This window comes from Defluviimonas sp. D31 (assembly GCF_033436765.1).
GTDB lineage: Bacteria > Pseudomonadota > Alphaproteobacteria > Rhodobacterales > Rhodobacteraceae > Albidovulum.
In genome coordinates this window covers 162,733-180,443 of the sequence record NZ_JAWQFN010000006.1, presented here as the reverse complement: position 1 = coordinate 180,443, position 17,711 = coordinate 162,733, and the positions used below count along the sequence as shown (strand labels likewise).

At 69.9% G+C, this 17,711-nt stretch carries 14 protein-coding genes and 1 pseudogene; 8 read left to right on the top strand and 7 right to left on the bottom strand.

Annotation, left to right across the window (positions count from 1 at the left end; translation table 11 throughout):
- Window positions 1–46 precede the first annotated feature (46 nt).
- Window positions 47–3,502, bottom strand: a complete 3,456-nt coding sequence (gene smc / locus R5H32_RS12800) for a chromosome segregation protein SMC (protein WP_318339071.1) — start codon at window positions 3,500–3,502, stop codon at window positions 47–49.
- 192 nt (window positions 3,503–3,694) lie between these two features.
- On the opposite strand from smc, the pseudogene R5H32_RS12795 reads away from it, so the two are divergent.
- Together R5H32_RS12795 and R5H32_RS12790 are read left to right on the top strand one after the other, a co-directional pair.
- A pseudogene (locus R5H32_RS12795) lies at window positions 3,695–4,015 on the top strand (GFA family protein); the annotation flags it as partial.
- Window positions 4,016–4,111: 96 nt separating this feature from the next.
- Window positions 4,112–4,543: a GNAT family N-acetyltransferase gene (locus R5H32_RS12790; protein WP_318339132.1), complete on the top strand. Its 432-nt coding sequence runs from the start codon at window positions 4,112–4,114 to the stop codon at window positions 4,541–4,543.
- A 149-nt stretch (window positions 4,544–4,692) separates the two neighbouring features.
- On the opposite strand, the gene R5H32_RS12785 is transcribed toward R5H32_RS12790, so the two are convergent.
- Entirely contained in the window at window positions 4,693–5,733 is a 1,041-nt protein-coding gene (locus R5H32_RS12785; protein WP_318339070.1) for an FAD-binding oxidoreductase, read from the bottom strand.
- A gap of 44 nt (window positions 5,734–5,777) precedes the next feature.
- Between R5H32_RS12785 and mnmD the strand changes: the two genes are divergently transcribed.
- Complete coding sequence (gene mnmD, locus R5H32_RS12780) at window positions 5,778–6,464, top strand: tRNA (5-methylaminomethyl-2-thiouridine)(34)-methyltransferase MnmD (protein ID WP_318339069.1); 687 nt, start codon at window positions 5,778–5,780, stop codon at window positions 6,462–6,464.
- Window positions 6,461–7,333 (top strand): DMT family transporter, encoded by an 873-nt coding sequence (locus R5H32_RS12775; RefSeq protein ID WP_318339068.1) that lies wholly within the window; start codon window positions 6,461–6,463, stop codon window positions 7,331–7,333. Before mnmD ends, R5H32_RS12775 begins: the two co-directional genes overlap by 4 nt.
- Window positions 7,334–7,335: 2 nt before the next feature.
- On the opposite strand, the gene R5H32_RS12770 is transcribed toward R5H32_RS12775, so the two are convergent.
- Both R5H32_RS12770 and R5H32_RS12765 read right to left on the bottom strand, forming a co-directional pair.
- A complete protein-coding gene (locus tag R5H32_RS12770) occupies window positions 7,336–8,304 on the bottom strand; it encodes a DMT family transporter (RefSeq protein ID WP_318339067.1) in 969 nt (322 codons plus the stop codon).
- Window positions 8,305–8,402: 98 nt separating this feature from the next.
- A complete protein-coding gene (locus R5H32_RS12765) occupies window positions 8,403–10,349 on the bottom strand; it encodes a lytic transglycosylase domain-containing protein (RefSeq protein ID WP_318339066.1) in 1,947 nt (648 codons plus the stop codon).
- Between the two features lie 146 nt (window positions 10,350–10,495).
- On the opposite strand from R5H32_RS12765, the gene dapA reads away from it, so the two are divergent.
- Window positions 10,496–11,371, top strand: coding sequence for a 4-hydroxy-tetrahydrodipicolinate synthase (gene dapA / locus R5H32_RS12760; protein ID WP_264771018.1), 876 nt, complete (start codon window positions 10,496–10,498; stop codon window positions 11,369–11,371).
- A 61-nt stretch (window positions 11,372–11,432) separates the two neighbouring features.
- Here the strand turns inward: dapA and R5H32_RS12755 are convergent, their stop codons facing one another.
- Window positions 11,433–12,167, bottom strand: a complete 735-nt coding sequence (locus tag R5H32_RS12755; RefSeq protein ID WP_318339065.1) for a hypothetical protein — start codon at window positions 12,165–12,167, stop codon at window positions 11,433–11,435.
- Between the two features lie 153 nt (window positions 12,168–12,320).
- On the opposite strand from R5H32_RS12755, the gene R5H32_RS12750 reads away from it, so the two are divergent.
- The 3 genes from R5H32_RS12750 (at window position 12,321) to R5H32_RS12740 (ending at window position 16,109) form a co-directional block, all read left to right on the top strand.
- A complete protein-coding gene (locus R5H32_RS12750; protein WP_264771016.1) occupies window positions 12,321–12,737 on the top strand; it encodes a RidA family protein in 417 nt (138 codons plus the stop codon).
- A 68-nt stretch (window positions 12,738–12,805) separates the two neighbouring features.
- Window positions 12,806–14,359: an AMP-binding protein gene (locus tag R5H32_RS12745; RefSeq protein WP_318339064.1), complete on the top strand. Its 1,554-nt coding sequence runs from the start codon at window positions 12,806–12,808 to the stop codon at window positions 14,357–14,359.
- 91 nt (window positions 14,360–14,450) lie between these two features.
- Window positions 14,451–16,109 (top strand): amidohydrolase, encoded by a 1,659-nt coding sequence (locus R5H32_RS12740; RefSeq protein WP_318339063.1) that lies wholly within the window; start codon window positions 14,451–14,453, stop codon window positions 16,107–16,109.
- A 6-nt stretch (window positions 16,110–16,115) separates the two neighbouring features.
- Here R5H32_RS12740 and R5H32_RS12735 read toward each other — a convergent pair whose 3' ends face one another.
- Window positions 16,116–16,559, bottom strand: coding sequence for an ion channel (locus R5H32_RS12735; protein ID WP_318339062.1), 444 nt, complete (start codon window positions 16,557–16,559; stop codon window positions 16,116–16,118).
- A gap of 227 nt (window positions 16,560–16,786) precedes the next feature.
- A complete protein-coding gene (truB, locus tag R5H32_RS12730) occupies window positions 16,787–17,689 on the bottom strand; it encodes a tRNA pseudouridine(55) synthase TruB (RefSeq protein ID WP_318339061.1) in 903 nt (300 codons plus the stop codon).
- Between the last annotated feature and the right edge of the window lie 22 nt (window positions 17,690–17,711).

Below are 17,711 nucleotides of genomic sequence, written 5' to 3'. Positions count from 1 at the left end.
CAGCCGGGCTGTTCCGATTTCGCTACAGGTCCGCGTCCGGGCACCATCACGCCACCAGCGCCTCGGCCTTCTTGAGGTCGACGGAGACGAGCTGGCTCACCCCCTGTTCCTGCATCGTCACGCCGAAGAGCCGGTCCATCCGCGCCATCGTCACCGCGTGGTGGGTGATGATCAGGAAGCGGGTGTCGGTGCGCCGGGTCATCTCGTCGAGGAGGTCGCAGAACCGGGTGACGTTGGCGTCGTCCAGCGGCGCGTCGACCTCGTCGAGGACGCAGATCGGCGCCGGGTTCGCAAGGAACACCGCGAAGATCAGCGCGAGCGCCGTCAGCGTCTGCTCGCCGCCCGAGAGAAGCGACAGCGTCGCGAGCTTCTTGCCCGGCGGCTGGCACATGATCTCGAGGCCCGCCTCCAAGGGATCGTCGCTCTCGACCAGCACCAGATTGGCCTCGCCGCCGCCAAAGAGATGGGTGAAGAGCAGCCGGAAATTGGCGTTCACCTGCTCGAACGCGGTCAGCAGCCGCTCGCGGCCCTCGCGGTTCAGCCCGGCGATGCCGCCGCGGAGCTTCTTGATCGCCTCCTCGAGGTCGGCCTTCTCCATCACCAGGTTGTCGTGCTCGGCCTGCACCTCCCTGGCGTCCTCCTCGGCGCGCAGGTTGACCGCGCCGAGCCCGTCGCGCTGGCGCCTCAGCCGCTGCACATCGGCGTCGAGCGCCTCGGCCGCCGGCATCCGGTCTGGATCGGCGTCCAGGCTTTGCAAGAGCTCCGCCGGCTCATTCTCGGTCTCCTCGCGGATCCGTTCGGCGGCGTGGGCGACGGTGTCGCGCGCGGCCTCGGCGCGGGCCTCGGCGCGGGCGCGGGCCTCGCGCGCCTCGGAGGCGGTGCGCTCGGACTCGCGTTCGGCGTCGGTGGCCTGGCGCAGCAGCGATTCGCCCTCGGCGAGCCGGTCGGCGGCGCCGATGCGGCGGGCCTCGGCCGTCTCGATCGCATCCGAAAGCTCCTCGCGCTTGGCCGCGATCTCGGCCGGTGCGGCGGAGGCTTCCCTCAGCTCGGCCTCGGAAGCGACCTTGCGCTCGGCAAGCTCGGCCGAACGCTTCTCGGCGGTCTCGAGCCGGTGCTTCCAGCCCGAGATCTCCTTGGTGATCTCCTGCCGGCGCCTGGTCCGCACCTCGCCCTCGCGGCGGATCTCGTCATGAGCCGAGCGCTTGGCCATCATCGTCATCCGCGCCGCCTCGACGGTCAGCTTGACGTCCTCGACCTCCTGGCGCGCGGCATCGAGGTTCGGCAGCGAGCGCACCGCAACCTCCGCCTCGCGCAGCCGCGCGCTTGCGCCGAGTGCCTCCTCCTCGTGCCGGGCGACGGCGAGGCGGGCGCTTTCGAGCTTGCCGCCGGCGATCGAACGATCCGCCTCGGCCTTCGACAGCGCGCGCGAGGCTTCGGCCACGCGCCGGTCCGCCTCGCGTCGCGCGTCACGGGCGCGCCGGTCGGCCTCGGTCGCGTCGGCGAGGCGCCGGATCAGCAGGTCATGCGCCCGCCGCGCGCCCTCGGCGCGGCCGTTGGCCTCCTCAAGATCGCGCTTGAGATCGGTGAGCCGGTTGAGCTGCTGGAGCCGGAGCGCAGCGGCGGTCGGCGCATCCTCGGCCCCGGCGCGGAAACCGTCCCAGCGCCAGAGATCGCCCTCGACCGAGACAAGCCGCTGGCCGGGCTTCAGGAGCGGCTGGAGCCGCGCGCCGTCTGCCTTATCGACGAGACCGATCTGGCCGATGCGGCGGGCCAGAACCTCGGGCACGGTGACGTGGTTCGAGAGCGCCGCGACGCCTTCGGGCAGCATCTGGGGCTGGCAGTAACCCGGCAGCACCGCCCAGCCCGACGCGGCTTCCGCCGCGATCTCGGGCGCGCGCAGGTCGTCGGCGAGCGCGGCGCCCAGCGCCTTCTCGTAGCCCTTCTTGACCTCCACCCGGTCGAGAAGCTGCTTGCCGGTCGCCGCCTCGCGCTCGACGAGCCTCTGCAGCGCCGCCGCCTCGGCCTTGAGCGCGCCGGCCTCGCCCTCGGCCTCGGACATCACCGCGCGGGCCTCGGTCTCGCGCGCCTGGGCGTCGTTGCGCGCCTCGTCGGCTGCAATCAGCGCCTCCTCGGCGGCCTCGGCGACGGCGGCGGCCTCCTCCTGCGCCTCTTCGGCCGCGTCGTGATCGGCGGTGGCGCGGGTCAGCGCGGCCTCGGCCTCCGCCGCAGCACTCTTGGCGCGGGCTGCCTCGGCCTCGTTCTTCTCCAGCGTCGCGCGGCTGTCGGACAACAGCCGATGCGAGGACTGGTGCCGGGCCGAGAGCCGGGCCACGTCCTCGGTCAGTTCCGAATGCGTCGTCTCGCGGTCCGAGAGCACGCGCGCGGCATCCTGCGCCGCCTCGACCGCCTCGGCGAGCCGTGCGTCGTGGCCCTCGGCCGCCTTGGCGATCTGCGCCTGCTCCCATTCGAGCCGCTGGATCGTCTCACCCGCGTCGCGGTTGAGCCCCGCCTCGCGCTCCAGATCGCGGGCAAGCTGCTCGATCCGGCCCTTCAGCGTCTCGATGGTCTGGAGCGCCCGCGCCTCCTGGTCCTTCAGCGTGTCGCGCTGGACCTGCAGGCGTTGCAGCACGGCGGCGGCGATCGCCTCCTCCTCGCGCAAGGGCGGCAGCGCGTCCTCGCGCGCGGCGCGGGCCTTGGTCGCGGCGCGGGCCGCCGTCTCGCCCTGCGCGGCAAGCCGCGTGCGCTCGGTCAGGTCAGCCTCGGAGGTGGCGCGGGCCTGGTCGGCCTCGCGCCAGCGGCGGTAGAGGAGCATCCCCTCGGCGCGCCTGAGTTCCTCGCCGATCTCGCGGTAGCGCGCCGCCTGCCGCGCCTGCCGGGCCAACTGGGCGAGCTGTGTCGCGAGGTTCTCGACCACGTCCTCGACCCTGAGGAGGTTCTGCTCGGTCGCGGAGAGCTTCAGCTCGGCCTCGTGACGGCGCTGGTAGAGGCCGGAGATGCCTGCCGCCTCCTCGAGGATGCGGCGGCGGTTCTTCGGCTTGGCGTTGATCAGTTCCGAGATCTGGCCCTGCCGCACCAGCGCCGGCGAATGCGAGCCGGTGGAGGCGTCGGCGAAGAGCATCTGCACGTCGCGCGCCCGCACGTCCTTGGTGTTGGCCTTGTAGGCCGAGCCTGCGTCGCGGGTGATGCGGCGGGTGATGTCGAGCTGGTCGAGATCGTTGAACCCCGCCGGCGCCAGCCGTTCGGAATTGTCGATCGTCAGAGAGACTTCGGCGAAGTTGCGCGCAGGCCGCGTCGCGGCCCCGGCGAAAATCACGTCTTCCATCCCACCGCCGCGCATCGCCGAGGGGCGGTTCTCGCCCATCACCCAGCGCAGCGCCTCGAGAAGGTTCGACTTGCCGCAGCCGTTCGGCCCGACGACCCCGGTCAACCCCTCATGGATCAGGAGATCCGTGGGATCCACGAAGCTCTTGAAGCCGTTCAGTCTGAGTCGGGTGAAACGCAACGTCGGCGCCTTCGAGTGATTCCTACGGGTCTGCCATCCTTGGGCCGACGGCGCTGCGAGTCAATGCTGGAACCCCGCATATGGCGGATAGGGGCGGGTTTTCCACAAGATATCGAAAACGGCGCGCCTTTTCCGCGACCTTGACCGGTTTTTTCCCGGCGCGCAGACTGGCCGCCGGGCGAGGAGAGCACAATGGACGGCGGCTCGGGACATTGCCTCTGCGGCGCGGTGCGGTTCCGCTTCGAAGGCGGGCCGAACTGGCAGGCGCATTGCCATTGCGAAAGCTGCCGGCGCGCGACCGCCTCGCCGTTCACGAGCTTTCTCGGCGTCAGTCACGCCACCTTCCGCTGGACCGGAACGCCTCCCGCCGAACGCGAAAGCTCTCCCGGCGTCCGGCGCTTCTTCTGCGCCGCCTGCGGCACGCCGATGGCGTACCAGAGCCCGACCCGGCCGCACGAGATCGACCTTTATGCCGCCACGCTCGATGATCCGTCGAGCTATGCGCCGACCCATCACGTCCACTGGAACGAACGCCTGCCCTGGGTGAAGCTCGCCGACGGCCTGCCCGTCCACCGCTCGCCCCGCCGCCTCGAACCCGGAGACGACACGGTGTCGGTCCTCAACTTCGTCCGCCGCGCGTTCGCCTATATGGACGGGGTGATCGACCCGCCGTCCTCGGTCCACCGCCTGACCGAGGACGCGATCGCCCGTCAGGCCGAGGCGGGCGAGGTCTGGCTCCTCGAGGACGAGGGCCGTCCGATTGCCTGCCTGTTCCTGACGCTGGAGCCCGACCGGCTCTACATCGGCAAGCTCGCGGTCGAGGAGGCGTTTCGCGGCCAGGGCCTCGCGCGGCAGCTCGTGGCGCTGGCCGAGGAGCGGGCTCGGGCGCGCGGGCTAGGGCGGCTCGAACTGCAAAGCAGGGTCGAGCTTGCCGCCAACCACGCCGCCTTCGCGGCGATGGGTTTCGAACAAACCGGCGCGACCGCGCATGAGGGCCATGAGAGGCCGACCTCGCTCACCTTCACCAGGCTCCTCGGCTGACACAACGCCGGACCGCACAAGACCTCGCCCGATTCAGGCGCCTCCCCTCCCCCTCGTGGGGAGGGGATGGGGGTGGGGCAGCCCCCCCTCCCTCTCCCTCACCCACGAGGGGGGAGGGAGGCGCCCGGTCGTGTCCGACCCGATCCCGCCTAAAGGTTGTCCTCGACGCGGAAGCCCGCCGGAATCGCGTCGCGACCGTCGAGCACCAGATCGGCCATCACCTCGGCCACCTTCGGCGCCATGCCGAAGCCGATCTTGAAACCACCGTTGGCGATGAAATGCCCCGGCCGCCCCGGCCAGCCCCCGAGCATCGGCGCCCGGCTTCTCGCGCGCGGCCGCACCCCGGCCCAGCGTTCGATCACCTTCGCGTGGCGCAGGACCGGCAGCGCCGCCTCGGCCTTCGCGATCACCGCGTCCAGCTGCGCATCGGTCGCCTCGGCGCGGTCGAACTCGCGCTCGGTGGTCGATCCGATGCCGATCGTGCCATCGGCATGGGGCACGATGTGGATGCCGTTGGCGAAGATCTGCGGCAGGTCGCGCGCATCGAGCGCCAGGAGCGCCGACTGGCCCTTCACGCCGGTCCCGACCGGGGCGCCAAGCTCGCGCGCAAGATCGAGAAGGCCGCGATAGCCGGTGGCCCAGACCACGGCACCCTGGGGCGGCGCGGGCTCGTGGGTGATCTCGCCCCCCCGCGCGGCAAGCGCGGCGGCGAGGCTTTCGACGGCCTGCCTCGGATGCAGCCGCGCGGTGAGCGTGTCATGGACGAGATAGCCGCTTGCCGCATCCGGTGCCCAGCGGTCACCGCTTGCCGCGATCACCCGCCATTCGGCCCTGCCCTGCCAGAGATCGCGCGCCGAGACCTCGCGCGCCCGAGCCAAACTGACGGCCTCGGCATCGGCGAGGGGTTGCAGCCGCCCGGTGCGCCCGTAGCCCGAGGACCGGCCCGAGACCGCGTCGACCTCGGCCCAGAACGCCTCGGCCATGATCAGGCTCTCGAACTGGAAGGCTTTCTTCGCGTTCCAGTTCTCCGGCGTATGCGGCGCGAGCGCGCCGACGGTGCCGCCGCTCGCCCCGGCGCCGGGCCGGTAGGCGTCGATCACCCGGACCCTCGCGCCGCGCCTGAGGCAGGTCCAGGCGACCGAGAGCCCGAAGATCCCCGCCCCCATCACCGTCACATCCGCGATTGCCATTGGCCCCGCCCTTCGCCTAACTGCCGGCCAAAGGGGTAAGCCAGATGACGGCAAAGGACCAGAGCGAGCGGGTGAGTTGGCGGGACGGCGGAACGCCGGTCTCGACGCTCTTCGACGACCCCTACTTCTCGCTCGCCGACGGGCTGGCCGAGACGCGCCACGTCTTCCTTGCCGGCAATGACCTGCCGGAGCGGTTCCGGGACGGGTTCCGCATCGCCGAGCTTGGCTTCGGCACCGGGCTGAACCTCATCGCCACCTGCCTCGCCTGGGAAGGATCGGGGCCGCCGGGGCGCCTCCGGTTCACGAGCTTCGAGGCCTACCCGATGCCTGCCGCCGACATGGCGCGCGCGCTCGCCGCCTTCCCCGAGGCGGAGGCGGTCGCCGGCCCGCTTCTGGCCCACTGGGGCGCGGGCCAGCGGCGCTTCGCGCTCGGACCCGTCGATGTCGAGATCGTCGAGGGCGACGCGCGCGAGACGCTGCCGCGCTGGCCGGGGCGCGCCGACGCCTGGTTCCTTGACGGCTTCTCGCCCGCGAAGAACCCCGAGCTCTGGTCCGAGGCGCTGATGCGGGAGGTCGCCCGCCACACCGCACAGGGCGGCAGCTTCGCCACCTACACGGCGGCCGGGTTCGTGCGGCGCGGCCTCGCTTCGGCGGGGTTTCAGGTCGAGCGGGCCAAGGGCCACGGCCACAAGCGGCACATGAGCCGCGGTTTTCTCCGCGAGGCGACATGAACGAGCAGAACTTCCGCCTCGGCGCGATCCTGATGACCGCGACCGCCTTCGTCTTCGCGATGCAGGATGGGATCTCGCGCCACCTCGCCGGCGAGTACAATGTCTACATGGTGGTGATGATACGCTACTGGTTCTTCGCCGCCTTCGTCATCGCGGTGGCGGTGCGGCGCACCGGCGGCATCGCGGCGGCGCTGCGCCCGCGCTACCCGCTCCTGCAGATCTTCCGGGGCGTGCTCCTGGCGGCCGAGATCTGCGTGATGGTCACCGCCTTCACGATACTCGGCCTCGTCGAGAGCCACGCGGTCTTCACCTGCTACCCTTTGCTGATCGCGGCGCTGTCCGGCCCGGTCCTGGGCGAAAAGGTCGGCTGGCGGCGCTGGACCGCGATCGGCATCGGCTTTGTCGGCGTGCTCATCATCCTCGAACCCGGCTTCAAGGTCTTCGCCCCGGCGGCGCTGATCCCGCTTCTCGCCGCCTTCATGTTCGCGCTCTATGGGCTTCTCACGCGCTACGTCACGCGGGGCGACCGCGCCTCGGTCAGCTTCTTCTGGACCGGGATCTCCGGCGCCGTGGTGATGACCGCCGTCGGCATCTTCCACTGGGAACCGATGGTGCCGCGCGACTGGGCCTGGATGGCGCTTTTGTGCTGCACCGCGGCCTCGGCGCACTGGCTGATGATCAAGGCGCTCGAAGTGGCCGAGGCGAGCGCGATCCAGCCCTTCGCCTATCTCCAGCTCGTCTTCGCCACCGCACTCGGCATGACAGTCTTCGGCGAGACGCTTGAAACCAACGTCGCGATCGGCGCGGTGATCGTCGTGGCAGCGGGGCTCTTCACGCTCTGGCGGGCAAGGGTCAAGGCCGCGGACTGAGGTCAGCGCCGGCCCGAGGCGCGCTTGGCCGAGGGCGGCAGCCGCCGCACCCGCTCGCGCAGGGCGACGAAGACGCCCGAGCCGAGAATGAGCGCGATGCCGAGGCCGGAGACCGCGCCCGGCACCTCGCCCCAGATCGCGAAGCCCCAGAAGGCCGCGAGCACCAGCGCGGTGTATTCGAACGGCGCCACCAGCCCGGCCGCGCTGCAGCGGTAGGCCTGGCCGATCAGGTAGCCCCCGGTCGCGCTCGCGGCCCCGGCCAGCGCGAACAGCATGTAATCTTGCTGGGTCGGCCAGACCCAGGCCCTGAGCAGGAACTCGGCCGCCGGATGGCCGGTGCCGGCCCAGTCGCCGCGACCGAAGACCAGCCCCATCGCCGAGCAGAATACGACGAACGAGAGCTGGATGTAGATCGAAAGGGTCAGCGCCGATTCCGAAAGCCCCATGTTGCGGGTCATCGTGTGCATCCCGGCATAGGCCAGCGCCGAGAGCGCCGGCAGCAGGACCGCCCACTGGAAGTCGATCGAGCCCGGCTTGATGATGAGCAGCACGCCCATCATCCCGACGGCAAGCGCCGACCAGCGCAAAGGGCCGACATATTCGCGCAGGATCACCGCCGAAAGCGCCGTGATCAGAAGCGGCGCGACGAAGAAGATCGCCGAGGCCTCGGCCAGCGGCATAGCAGCGAGGCCGGCGAAGTAGCTCACGTTGGAGATCACGACGAAGAGCCCCCGCGCGGCGTGGGCCAGCGGGCGCCGGGTGCGCAATGCCGCGCCGAGACCGCGACCGCGCGCGAAGACCAAGAAGACGAAGGCGAGGCCGAAGAAGGACCGGAACAACACCACCTCTGCCAAGGGCAGGCTCGTGCTGAACGAGCGCACGGTGATGTCGCTGATCGAGAAGCCGAGCGAGGCGCCGATGGCACAGGCGATGCTGAAGGACGCCTGATCGGTCGTATTGGTCTGCGCCATTCGCTTCTCCCTTTCGGGGAGAGCGAATGCGACAATGCCGGGCCTGTCATGCCCGATTGCGACCGCGACGACGCAAACGGATCATGACAGTCCGCCGGTCAGCGCCCCTTCAGTTCCTCGCTGAATCGCAGGGGTCCGGTCTGACCCGAGAGCCGGGCGCGGTAGACCGGCAGGCTCTCGGACACGCGCATGATGTAGTTCTGGGTCTCGCGGTAGGGGATATGCTCGATCCAGTCGACGACATCGACCTTGTCGGAGCGCGGGTCGCCAAGCTCGGCGATCCAGCCGCGCGGCCGGCCCGGACCGGCATTGTAGCCCGCCGCGACGAGAACCGGGGACGTGCCGAACTCGTCGATCAGCTCGTCGAGATAGGCCGCGCCGAGCCGGGCGTTGTACTTCCAGTCCGAAGTCAGCTTGCCGCCGTCGTAGCCGAGCCCGATCTTCTTCGCCATCATCTTCGCGGTGTTCGGCATGACCTGCATGAGCCCCCGCGCCCCGGCATGGGAGACGACGACCGGGTCGAACTCGCTCTCGCGCCGGGCGATCGACAGTGCGAGTTCCCGCGCGACCGGCAGGTCCACGCCTTCCATGCCATTCGTCGGGAAATAGGCCGAGGGCCAGACGACGCCCTTCTCCGCCGCCGCCTTGGCCAGAAGCAGCGCGGCATTGGCGTCCTTCCACTCGAGCGCGAGCCCGGCGAGCGCGCCGATCTCTTCGCCCGAGAGGCTTTCACCGAGATGCAGCAGGAAGCGCAGCGCGAGGTCGCGTTCGCCCGCCGCCTGCAGGAGCTGCGCCGCCTGCAGCACTTCGGAGCCCGAGAAGCGCGACTGGCGCCAGTCCGGGTAGGGCTCGCCGCCGGCCATCGAGGGGGCGAGCGGCAGGCCGACCTTCTCGGCCGCGAGAAGGCCGTAGAAGGCGGTCTGGTAGCGTGCGCCCTCTGCATAGGCAGCCTGCGCCTCGGCGGTCCGGCCCAGCGCCTCGTAGGCGCGTCCGGTCCAGTAACCGGCGCGGGCGCGGCTGATCGGCCCGTTCACCGCCTTGGTGAAGCGATCGAAATGCACCAGCGCCGTCTCGGCATCGCCAAGCTTGCGAAGCGCGATGTAACCGGCGAGCCATTCCAGGTCGGCATAGTCGGCGCCGCTCGTCAGATGATGCGAGGCCGCCATCCGGTAGGCCCGCTTCGAGCTGCCCACCCGCATCTCGCGCCGCGCCAGCTTGCGCCGCCAGTCGGCCCATTGTTCGGGATCGCCGAGGCTCTCGGCGCTCGCCGAGCGATCGAGCATGAGTTCGGAGGCGCTGTCGTAGAGGTCCTTGCGAATCCGCCAGCGGAACCGGTCATAGGCAAGCCCGGTCGATCCCGCCATCGCCGCCGGCACCTTGGCGACCAGCCCGTCGACACCGGGTGCCACAGCTTGCAGCGCGACCCGCGCCTCGGCGACCGCACGGGTATTGGCACTGTTGAGGACCAGCATCCGCCGCACGTCGGCAAGCCGGCCCGCGCGTAGCATCGCCGCGGTGCGGCCATCGTGATGCTTGGCGAGAAGCTTGCCGTATCCGGCGAGGAAACGCTTGTGCTCCTCGTCGGTCAGGGGAAGGCTCCGCCAAGCGCGGATCACTTCCTTCTCGGCCGCCTCGCCCTGCCCAGTGACGCGCAGCGCCGCGGCGAGCGCGAGGCTGCCCGATCCGGTCCGGGGCGGCTCGGCGCCGAAATAGGCGATGACGGCGGTGGGGTCCTGATCGGCGGCGATCACCGTCTCGCCCTTGTCGCGCAGGAGCGGCAGGCCGGGCCAGTCGGGATGGCGGGCAAGGAAGTCGACGTAGTCGCCGAAGCTGCCCTCGCCGTCGCGGAGCCGCTGCCACTCGATCACCGTCGCGGTGACAGGCCCGGCGGCACGCGCCTCGGCCGCGGCCTTCGCCCAGTCGCCGGACGCCCCGGAGGCGAGCGCGGCGCGAAGGCCCGCCGGATCGTCGGCGCGGGCGGTCGTCGTCAGGGGAAGTAGCATCGCCAGCGCAAGGGGCGCGGCACGCACGAGATCGCGGATCATTTTTGTCACTGCTTCGATGTTTTGCCGGAAGGATAACGCGGCCGGTGCCGCCCGCAACAGGGAAACTTGGCAAGGCCCGCGCTTGGCTATAGGTTCCGCGCGATTCTCACGGGGCCGGTCGGCCCTTCACACCAAAGGAGCGTGTCATGTTCAAAGGGTCCTTCCCAGCCCTCGTCACGCCGTTCAAGGACGGCGCGCTGGATCTGGACACGCTCAAGAAACTCGTGGAGTGGCACATCGCCGAGGGCTCGCACGGCCTCGTGCCGGTGGGCACCACGGGCGAGAGCCCGACGCTCAGCCACGAGGAGCATATCCGGGTAATCGAAGAGGTGGTGAAGGCCGCCGCCGGCCGGGTGCCGGTGATCGCCGGCGCCGGGTCGAACTCGACCGAGGAGGGGATCGAACTGATCCGCGCCGCCGAAGCCGTTGGCGCGAATGCCGCGCTCGTGGTCACGCCCTATTACAACAAGCCGACGCAGCGCGGAATGTACGCCCATTTCAAGGCGATGCACGACGCCTGCACACTGCCGATCATCATCTACAACATCCCCGGCCGCTCGGTCGTCGACATGACGCCCGAGACGATGGGCGAGCTTGCCAGGCTGCCGCGCATCGTCGGCGTCAAGGACGCGACCGGCAAGATCGAGCGGGTGAGCCAGCAGCGCGCCTCGTGCGGGCGCGACTTCATCCAGCTCTCGGGCGAGGACGCGACCGCGCTCGGCTTCAACGCCCACGGCGGCGTCGGCTGCATCTCGGTGACCGCGAACGTGGCGCCTCGGCTCTGCGCCGAGTTCCAGGAGGCGACGCTTGCGGGCGACTACGCCCGCGCGCTCGAATACCAGGACCGGCTGATGCCGCTGCATGAGGCGATCTTCATCGAGCCCGGACTCGCGGGGGCGAAATACGGTCTCTCGCAGCTCGGCCTCTGCGCCGAGGAGGTGCGGATGCCGCTGACGACGCTCCTGCCCGAGACCAAGGCCAGGATCGATTCGGCGATGCGCCATGCCGGGCTGATCAACTGAATCCCTGAGAACACCGCATGACCCACCACCCGCCCCGGCTGTGGGTCATGCTCCCATCGCTTCAGCGTTGCAGCTCGACCACGATCGCGGGTGAATCGAGGCGGCGTGACAGCTCCTCGTCGGCGCGGATCAGGCCGACACCGGGCGCGTAGTACTTGAACTCGCGCAGACCGGGCTCGACGGTGCTGCTCTCGTAGACTTTCAGCACCCCTGTGAACGTTCCCGCCGGTCCCTTGACCGACAGGTCGCGCGCCACGATCTCGAACCAGTCCATCGCGCCATTGGCAGGCGCGTGCTCCTGGAACAGCGACAGGCCGGGCGAGGTCGCCGCCGGCATCGTGATCCCCGGTTTTGCGCCGTTCACGCCGGCCCGCCAGGCCGAGTGATTGTCCTTTCCGATCAGCTTGCCGGTCTTGTCATAGCGGTAATTCACGACATCCTCGCCGAAATACCAGACGTTGCCCTCGGCATCCGCGGCGAAATAATCCAGCGTCCGCTCCACCAGCCATTTCCCGACATAGGCCTCGTCGAGCTGTGTCGTCGTGGCCACGCCGAGGATCGTCGGCCCCGGTCCGACCATGCGCAGAACGAAGCTCTCCTGCTGGCCGGTCCTGCGATTGACGCCGACGAACCGCCGCTCGGCACCGGACTTGAGCGGCAGGTAGGGGTTGGCCTTCGACGTGGAAAAATCCGCGGCTTCGAACTTGGGCAGGCTCGGCTTGGCCTCGGCCAGTCCGGGAAGGCCGAGGGTGAGGGCGAGCGCCAGGGGGGCCAGGACAGCGGGTCTTCGGATCATCTCATCGCTCCAGATCCAGCGGGATTGCAGCGCCGAGCCTGCGCCGCGATTGCCCCCCCGCCAATCCGACCGATGACGGATCAGGCCCGGATTCGTGTAGCATTGCCCCGGCAAGCGGCGGAACTCCGCCGAAGCGAGAAACGGGAGGATGGCATGGCCGGCTATGACCGCGAGCTGATCTCGAACGGCAACCCGATGGAGGCGGTGGTCGGCTTTTCCCGCGCCGTCCGGGTCGGGCCCTACATTTCGGTCGGCGGCACCGCGCCGGTCGGGCCGGACGGCAAGACCGTCGGCATCGGCGATGTCGGCGCGCAGACGCGGCGCTGCATCGAGATCATCGAGGACGCGCTGGTCCGCGCCGGGTCGGGGCTTCACGACGTGGTCCGCACCCGCGTGATCCTCACCGATATCGACCGCTGGCGCGAGGCGATCGACGTGCGCAAGGAGTATTTCCGCGACGTCCGCCCGGTCGACACGATCATGGCGGTGACCCGGTTCGTGAACCCCGAATGGCTCGTCGAACTCGAGGTCGACGCGGTGATCGCGGACTGGCCGAAGAACCTCGGCTGACCGGCAGAAATCCCTTAACGATCAACGGTCCGGCCGTGGTATCCTCCTTTGCGGAAGGGGGGCGCAGCATGACGGTATATCAAAGCCCGTTCGGCGGGATCGAACCCAGCGACATGACCATCACCCAGCGCGTGCTTTCCGGGATCGGCGCGCCCGAGCGCGTCGCGCTGATCGACGGCGCCTCGGGGCGCAAGATGACGGTGGCGGAACTGCGGAAGGGGATCGAGGCGCTGGCCGGCGGTCTCGCCCTGCGCGGCATCGGGCCGGGTCGTACCGTGGCGATCATGCTGCCGAACCTGCCGGAATTCGTGATCGCCTTCCACGGCACCGCATGGGCAGGCGCGACGATCACCACGATCAACCCGGCCTACACGGCGCCCGAAGTGACCCATCAGCTGACCGATTCCGGTGCCGAGCTCCTGATCACCGTCGCAGCCCTCGCGGAGGTCGCGGCAGAGGCCGCGAAAGGCACCCGCCTGCGCGAGATCGTGACCCTCGACGGCGCGCCCGGCACGACGCCCCTCGCCGACCTGATGGGACCGCCCCTCGCCGATCAGGTGCCGGTCGACGTGGAAAACGACGTGCTCGTCATGCCGTATTCCTCGGGCACGACCGGATTGCCGAAAGGCGTGATGCTGACCCACCGCAACCTCGTCGCCAATTTCGACCAGATCATGGCCTCGCGCCCGGTCGAACCGGGGGAATGGACGGTGGGCTTCCTGCCCTTCTTTCATATCTACGGCATGACCGTGCTCGCCAACCTTTATCTCGGCGCCGGCGGCGGCGTGATAACGATGCCGCGCTTCGATCTGGAACTGTTCCTCAGGCTCATCCAGGACCACCGCACCAGGCAGGCCTTCTGCGTCCCGCCGGTCGTCCTCGCCCTCGCCAGGCATCCGCTCGTCGACCAGTTCGACCTTTCGGCGCTGAAATGCGTCTTTTCCGGCGCCGCGCCGCTTGGCGCGCCGCTGTCGGACGCTCTGAGCAAGCGGCTCGGCATCCTGTGCGAACAGGGCTATGGAATGACGGAAATGAGCCCGGTCAGCCACATCTCCGGCTTCGGCAGGGGGCGTGCCGGGTCCGCCGGCCAGACCGCGCCCGGCACCGAATGCCGGATCGTCGACCCCGTATCGGGCGAGGACGCCGCGCCGGGCGAGCAGGGCGAGCTGTGGGTTAGGGGGCCGCAGGTGATGAAGGGCTACCTCAACAACCCGGCGGCCACGGCCGAAACGCTTCTGCCGGACGGCTGGCTCCGTACCGGCGACATCGCCTCCTACGACGCGGACGGCTACCTCTACATCCACGACCGGCTGAAGGAACTCATCAAGGTCAAGGGCTTCCAGGTCGCGCCCGCCGAAGTCGAGGCGGAATTGCTCGCCTGCCCCGATGTCCTCGATGCCGCCGTGGTCGGACGGCCGGACGCCGAGGCCGGCGAAGTCCCCGTCGCCTTCATCGTCCGCAAGGCCGGGTCCACGGCCGGCGCGTCGGAGATCATTGCCTTCCTCGAAGGCCGGCTCGCCCATTACAAGCAGGTGCGCGACGTGACTTTCGTCGAGGCGATCCCGAAATCCGCCTCGGGCAAGATCCTGCGGCGCGTCCTCAAGGCCGGACTGACGGCCTGAGACGCGCCACCGTCCACCTCAGGCGGGCGGTATCTGTCGAACCCTGCCCCGGTGGGGCAGCAAACCGATCACGAGCCCGAGGAGCTCCGCCATGACCCCCGAGACGATCCTCACCTATGCCCGCGTCCTGACCATGAACCCCGCTCATCCGCGCGGCGAGGCGGTGGCGCTCGGGCAGGGCCGCGTGCTCGCCGTCGGCCGGCGGCGCGAGATCGAGGCGCTCGCCGTATCCGAGACCGAGGTGATCGACTGTAACGGCGCAACCGTCCTGCCCGGCTTCGTCGAGAGCCACATGCACCTTCTTCTCGGCGGCGCCGAGCTCGGCCACCTCCATGTCGGCGGCCTCGAGGGGCGCGAGGCGCTCGCCCGCGCCTTTCGCGGCTTTTCCGAGGCGCATCCCGAGCGCACCCTGCTGATGGCGCAGGGCGGCGATTACGCGATGCTCGGGGCGCCGATGACCCGACACGACCTCGACGCGATCCTCCCGGACCGCCCGATCGCGATCACCGCGCACGACCTTCACACGGTCTGGGCCAACACCGCCGCGCTCACCGCTGCCGGGCTCCTGAAGGGCGCGGCAATGCCGCATGGCCATGAGGTGTTGATCGGCGCCGATGGGCTCGCGACCGGCGAGTTGAGGGAGTTCGAGGCCTTCGCCGCGGTCATCGCGCTTTCGGGCGAGGCGCGGCTCAACCTCGGCATCGCCACCGGCGAGGAGCCCGATCCCTGGCCGGACGACGCCGGCCAGGCCTTCGACCGCGCCAAGGCGGCGGCCGGGCTTACCCATGCCGCGCGGCACGGCGTCACCTCGATCGTCAACATGGACGGCAACCGCTACACGCTCGACCTCCTCGCCGCGCTCCGGGCGGCCGGCGGGCTGACCGCCCGGGTCAAGGTGCCGTTCCATTTCAAGCCCCATATGGAGCTCGACGCGCTCGACCGCGCCGAGGCGATGGCGCGCGATTTCGCGGATGACTGGCTCTCGTCGGGCTTCGTCAAGCTCTTCATGGACGGGGTGATCGACAGCCGCACCGCGTTCCGGACCGATGCCTATCCCGACCGTCCCGGCCACCACGGCACGCCGCTCTTCGCCGGGCCGAGCTTCGACGAGATCGCGACCGAGATCGACCGGCGCGGCTTGCAGATCGCCGTCCATGCGGTGGGCTGCGGCGCGGTGCGCGCTGTGATCGACGGCTACGCGGCGGCGCGCGCGGCCAACGGCGCCCGCGACAGCCGCCACCGGATCGAGCATATCGAGCTGATCGACCCGGCCGACATCGCGCGGCTCGGCCCGCTCGGCATCACCGCCTCGCTGCAGCCACCGCATGTGCCGGGCGCGATGGATTTCGGCCTCGAACCGACGCTCGGCATGATCGGCAGGGCGCGGCTGAAGGATGCCTTCCTCTGCCGCAGCCTTGCGACAGCCGGGGCGCCCCTCGCCTTCGCCTCGGACTGGCCGGTCGCCAACATCTCGGTCCTGCGCGGCATCGGCGCGGCGCTGACCCGCACCGCCTTCGACGCGCCCGGCGCCCGCGACGAGCGGGTCGGTCTGATGGAGGTCCTGCGCGCCTATACCGCCGGCGGCGCCTGGGCCGCCCATCTCGAGGCGGTGACGGGAATGCTCCGCCCCGGCCTCGCTGCCGATCTCGTCCTCCTGTCGGGCGACATCGAGACGACCCCGCCCGAGGCCGTCGCCGGCCTGTCGGTCGCGCTCACGATCTGCGGCGGCAAGGTCACCCACCGCGCCTGACGCGGCTCAGTGCTTGCGCCGCCGGTCCTCGATCTGGCTCAGCCGCACATGGCGCAGCACCTCGATCAGCATCGCGGTGAGAAGTCCCATGCTCAGAAGCCCGTTCGCCGCCGCCATGCCGCCGAGAAGCCGCCATTCCACCGGCAGGAGGATGTCGCCGAAGCCGAGCGTCGTGAAGGCGACGAGCGAGAAGTAGACCGAGGCCTCCATCGTCACGAAGATATCCAGTGCGCGGAGCGTGAAGGCCCAGATCCAGACCCCCGCCGTCACCACCGCGAGCACCCAGACCACCGAGACCGACAGCATGAGCGCAAGCTTCGGCCGGTGCGGTTCGCGCAAGAGCCAGGGCCTAAGCCGCGCGAGCAGCACCTCCATCGCCCAGAAGGCGAGCCCCGCGACGAGGATCGACAGGAAGATCAACGCGGTTCCTAGGGTGATCTGGATCAGCAATGCACGGCTCCTTCCTGCCCCACTGCATGGAGCGTGTCCGGATCAAAAGAGACCGTTCGAGGCCGGTCGCTTCCCTCCCCCCTCTTGGGAGAGGGAGGGGGGCTGCCCCCACCCCCATCCCCTCCCTACGAGGGGGAGGGGAGGCGCCTGAACCCGGCGCGTCTCCGTCTAATCCGATCCTGTTCTAGCCCGTCCCGCCACGATTTACAGCCGCGCGGCACTGGGAATCAGAGGTTGAACACCCGGCTCGGATGCAGTTCGCCCGACTTGTAGGTGCCGACCGCGATCGGCCGCCCCTCATAGCTTGCCCAGGCTTCCTCGCCCCAGTCGACATCGGAGGCGAGGACCATGCCCGGATTGCCGTTCCTGAGGCGCGCAGCGCCCTCCGCCGTTGCCCTGAGTTCCGGAAGCTCGGCCAGACCGACCTCGAGCGGCAGGAGGAGCGCGTCAAGCTCCGGCGACTTCGCCAGCGCGTCGATCTTCTCGACCGTCACCCCGTCCGCCGCCTCGAACGGCCCCGACCATTCGCGCCGGAGCCAGGCGACATGGCCGAAGCAGCCCAGGGCCTGCCCCAGATCGCGGGCGACCGAGCGCACATAGCCACCCTTGCCGCAGACCATCTCCAGCTCGACCGTATCGGCATCGGGCCGCGCGACCATCTCCAGGCTCTCGACCCAGAGTTCGCGCGCTGCAAGCTCCATCTCCTCGCCGGCCCGGGCCAGAGCATAGGCGCGCTCGCCCTCGACCTTGACGGCGGAGAACTGCGGCGGCACCTGCATGATCTCGCCCCGGAACTGCGCCAGGGCAGCCCCGATCTCGTCGTCGGTGGGGCGCTTGTCGGACGTCGCGATCACCTCGCCCTCGGCGTCGTCGGTCTTTGTCGCCGCGCCGAGGCGCACCGCGAAACGGTAACATTTCAGCGCGTCGGTGACGAAGGGCACGGTCTTGGTGGCCTCGCCGAGCGCCACCGCCAGCACTCCGGTCGCATCGGGATCGAGCGTCCCGGCATGGCCCGCCTTCCTGGCGTCGAGCGCCCAGCGCACCTTGTTGACCACCGATGTCGAGGTCATTCCCGCCGGCTTGTCCACCACGAGCCACCCGGAAATGTCGCGGCCCTTCTTGCGTCCCATGCATCGCCCCCAAAGACAGAAG

Coding starts and splice junctions, on each gene's coding strand:
- R5H32_RS12785 (WP_318339070.1), bottom strand. CDS start 5,733: ATGGCAATCGCGGATGTGACGGTGATGGGGGCGGGGATCTTCGGGCTC.
- mnmD (WP_318339069.1), top strand. CDS start 5,778: ATGACGGCAAAGGACCAGAGCGAGCGGGTGAGTTGGCGGGACGGCGGA.
- R5H32_RS12775 (WP_318339068.1), top strand. CDS start 6,461: ATGAACGAGCAGAACTTCCGCCTCGGCGCGATCCTGATGACCGCGACC.
- R5H32_RS12770 (WP_318339067.1), bottom strand. CDS start 8,304: ATGGCGCAGACCAATACGACCGATCAGGCGTCCTTCAGCATCGCCTGT.
- R5H32_RS12765 (WP_318339066.1), bottom strand. CDS start 10,349: ATGATCCGCGATCTCGTGCGTGCCGCGCCCCTTGCGCTGGCGATGCTA.
- dapA (WP_264771018.1), top strand. CDS start 10,496: ATGTTCAAAGGGTCCTTCCCAGCCCTCGTCACGCCGTTCAAGGACGGC.
- R5H32_RS12755 (WP_318339065.1), bottom strand. CDS start 12,167: ATGATCCGAAGACCCGCTGTCCTGGCCCCCCTGGCGCTCGCCCTCACC.
- R5H32_RS12750 (WP_264771016.1), top strand. CDS start 12,321: ATGGCCGGCTATGACCGCGAGCTGATCTCGAACGGCAACCCGATGGAG.
- R5H32_RS12745 (WP_318339064.1), top strand. CDS start 12,806: ATGACGGTATATCAAAGCCCGTTCGGCGGGATCGAACCCAGCGACATG.
- R5H32_RS12740 (WP_318339063.1), top strand. CDS start 14,451: ATGACCCCCGAGACGATCCTCACCTATGCCCGCGTCCTGACCATGAAC.
- truB (WP_318339061.1), bottom strand. CDS start 17,689: ATGGGACGCAAGAAGGGCCGCGACATTTCCGGGTGGCTCGTGGTGGAC.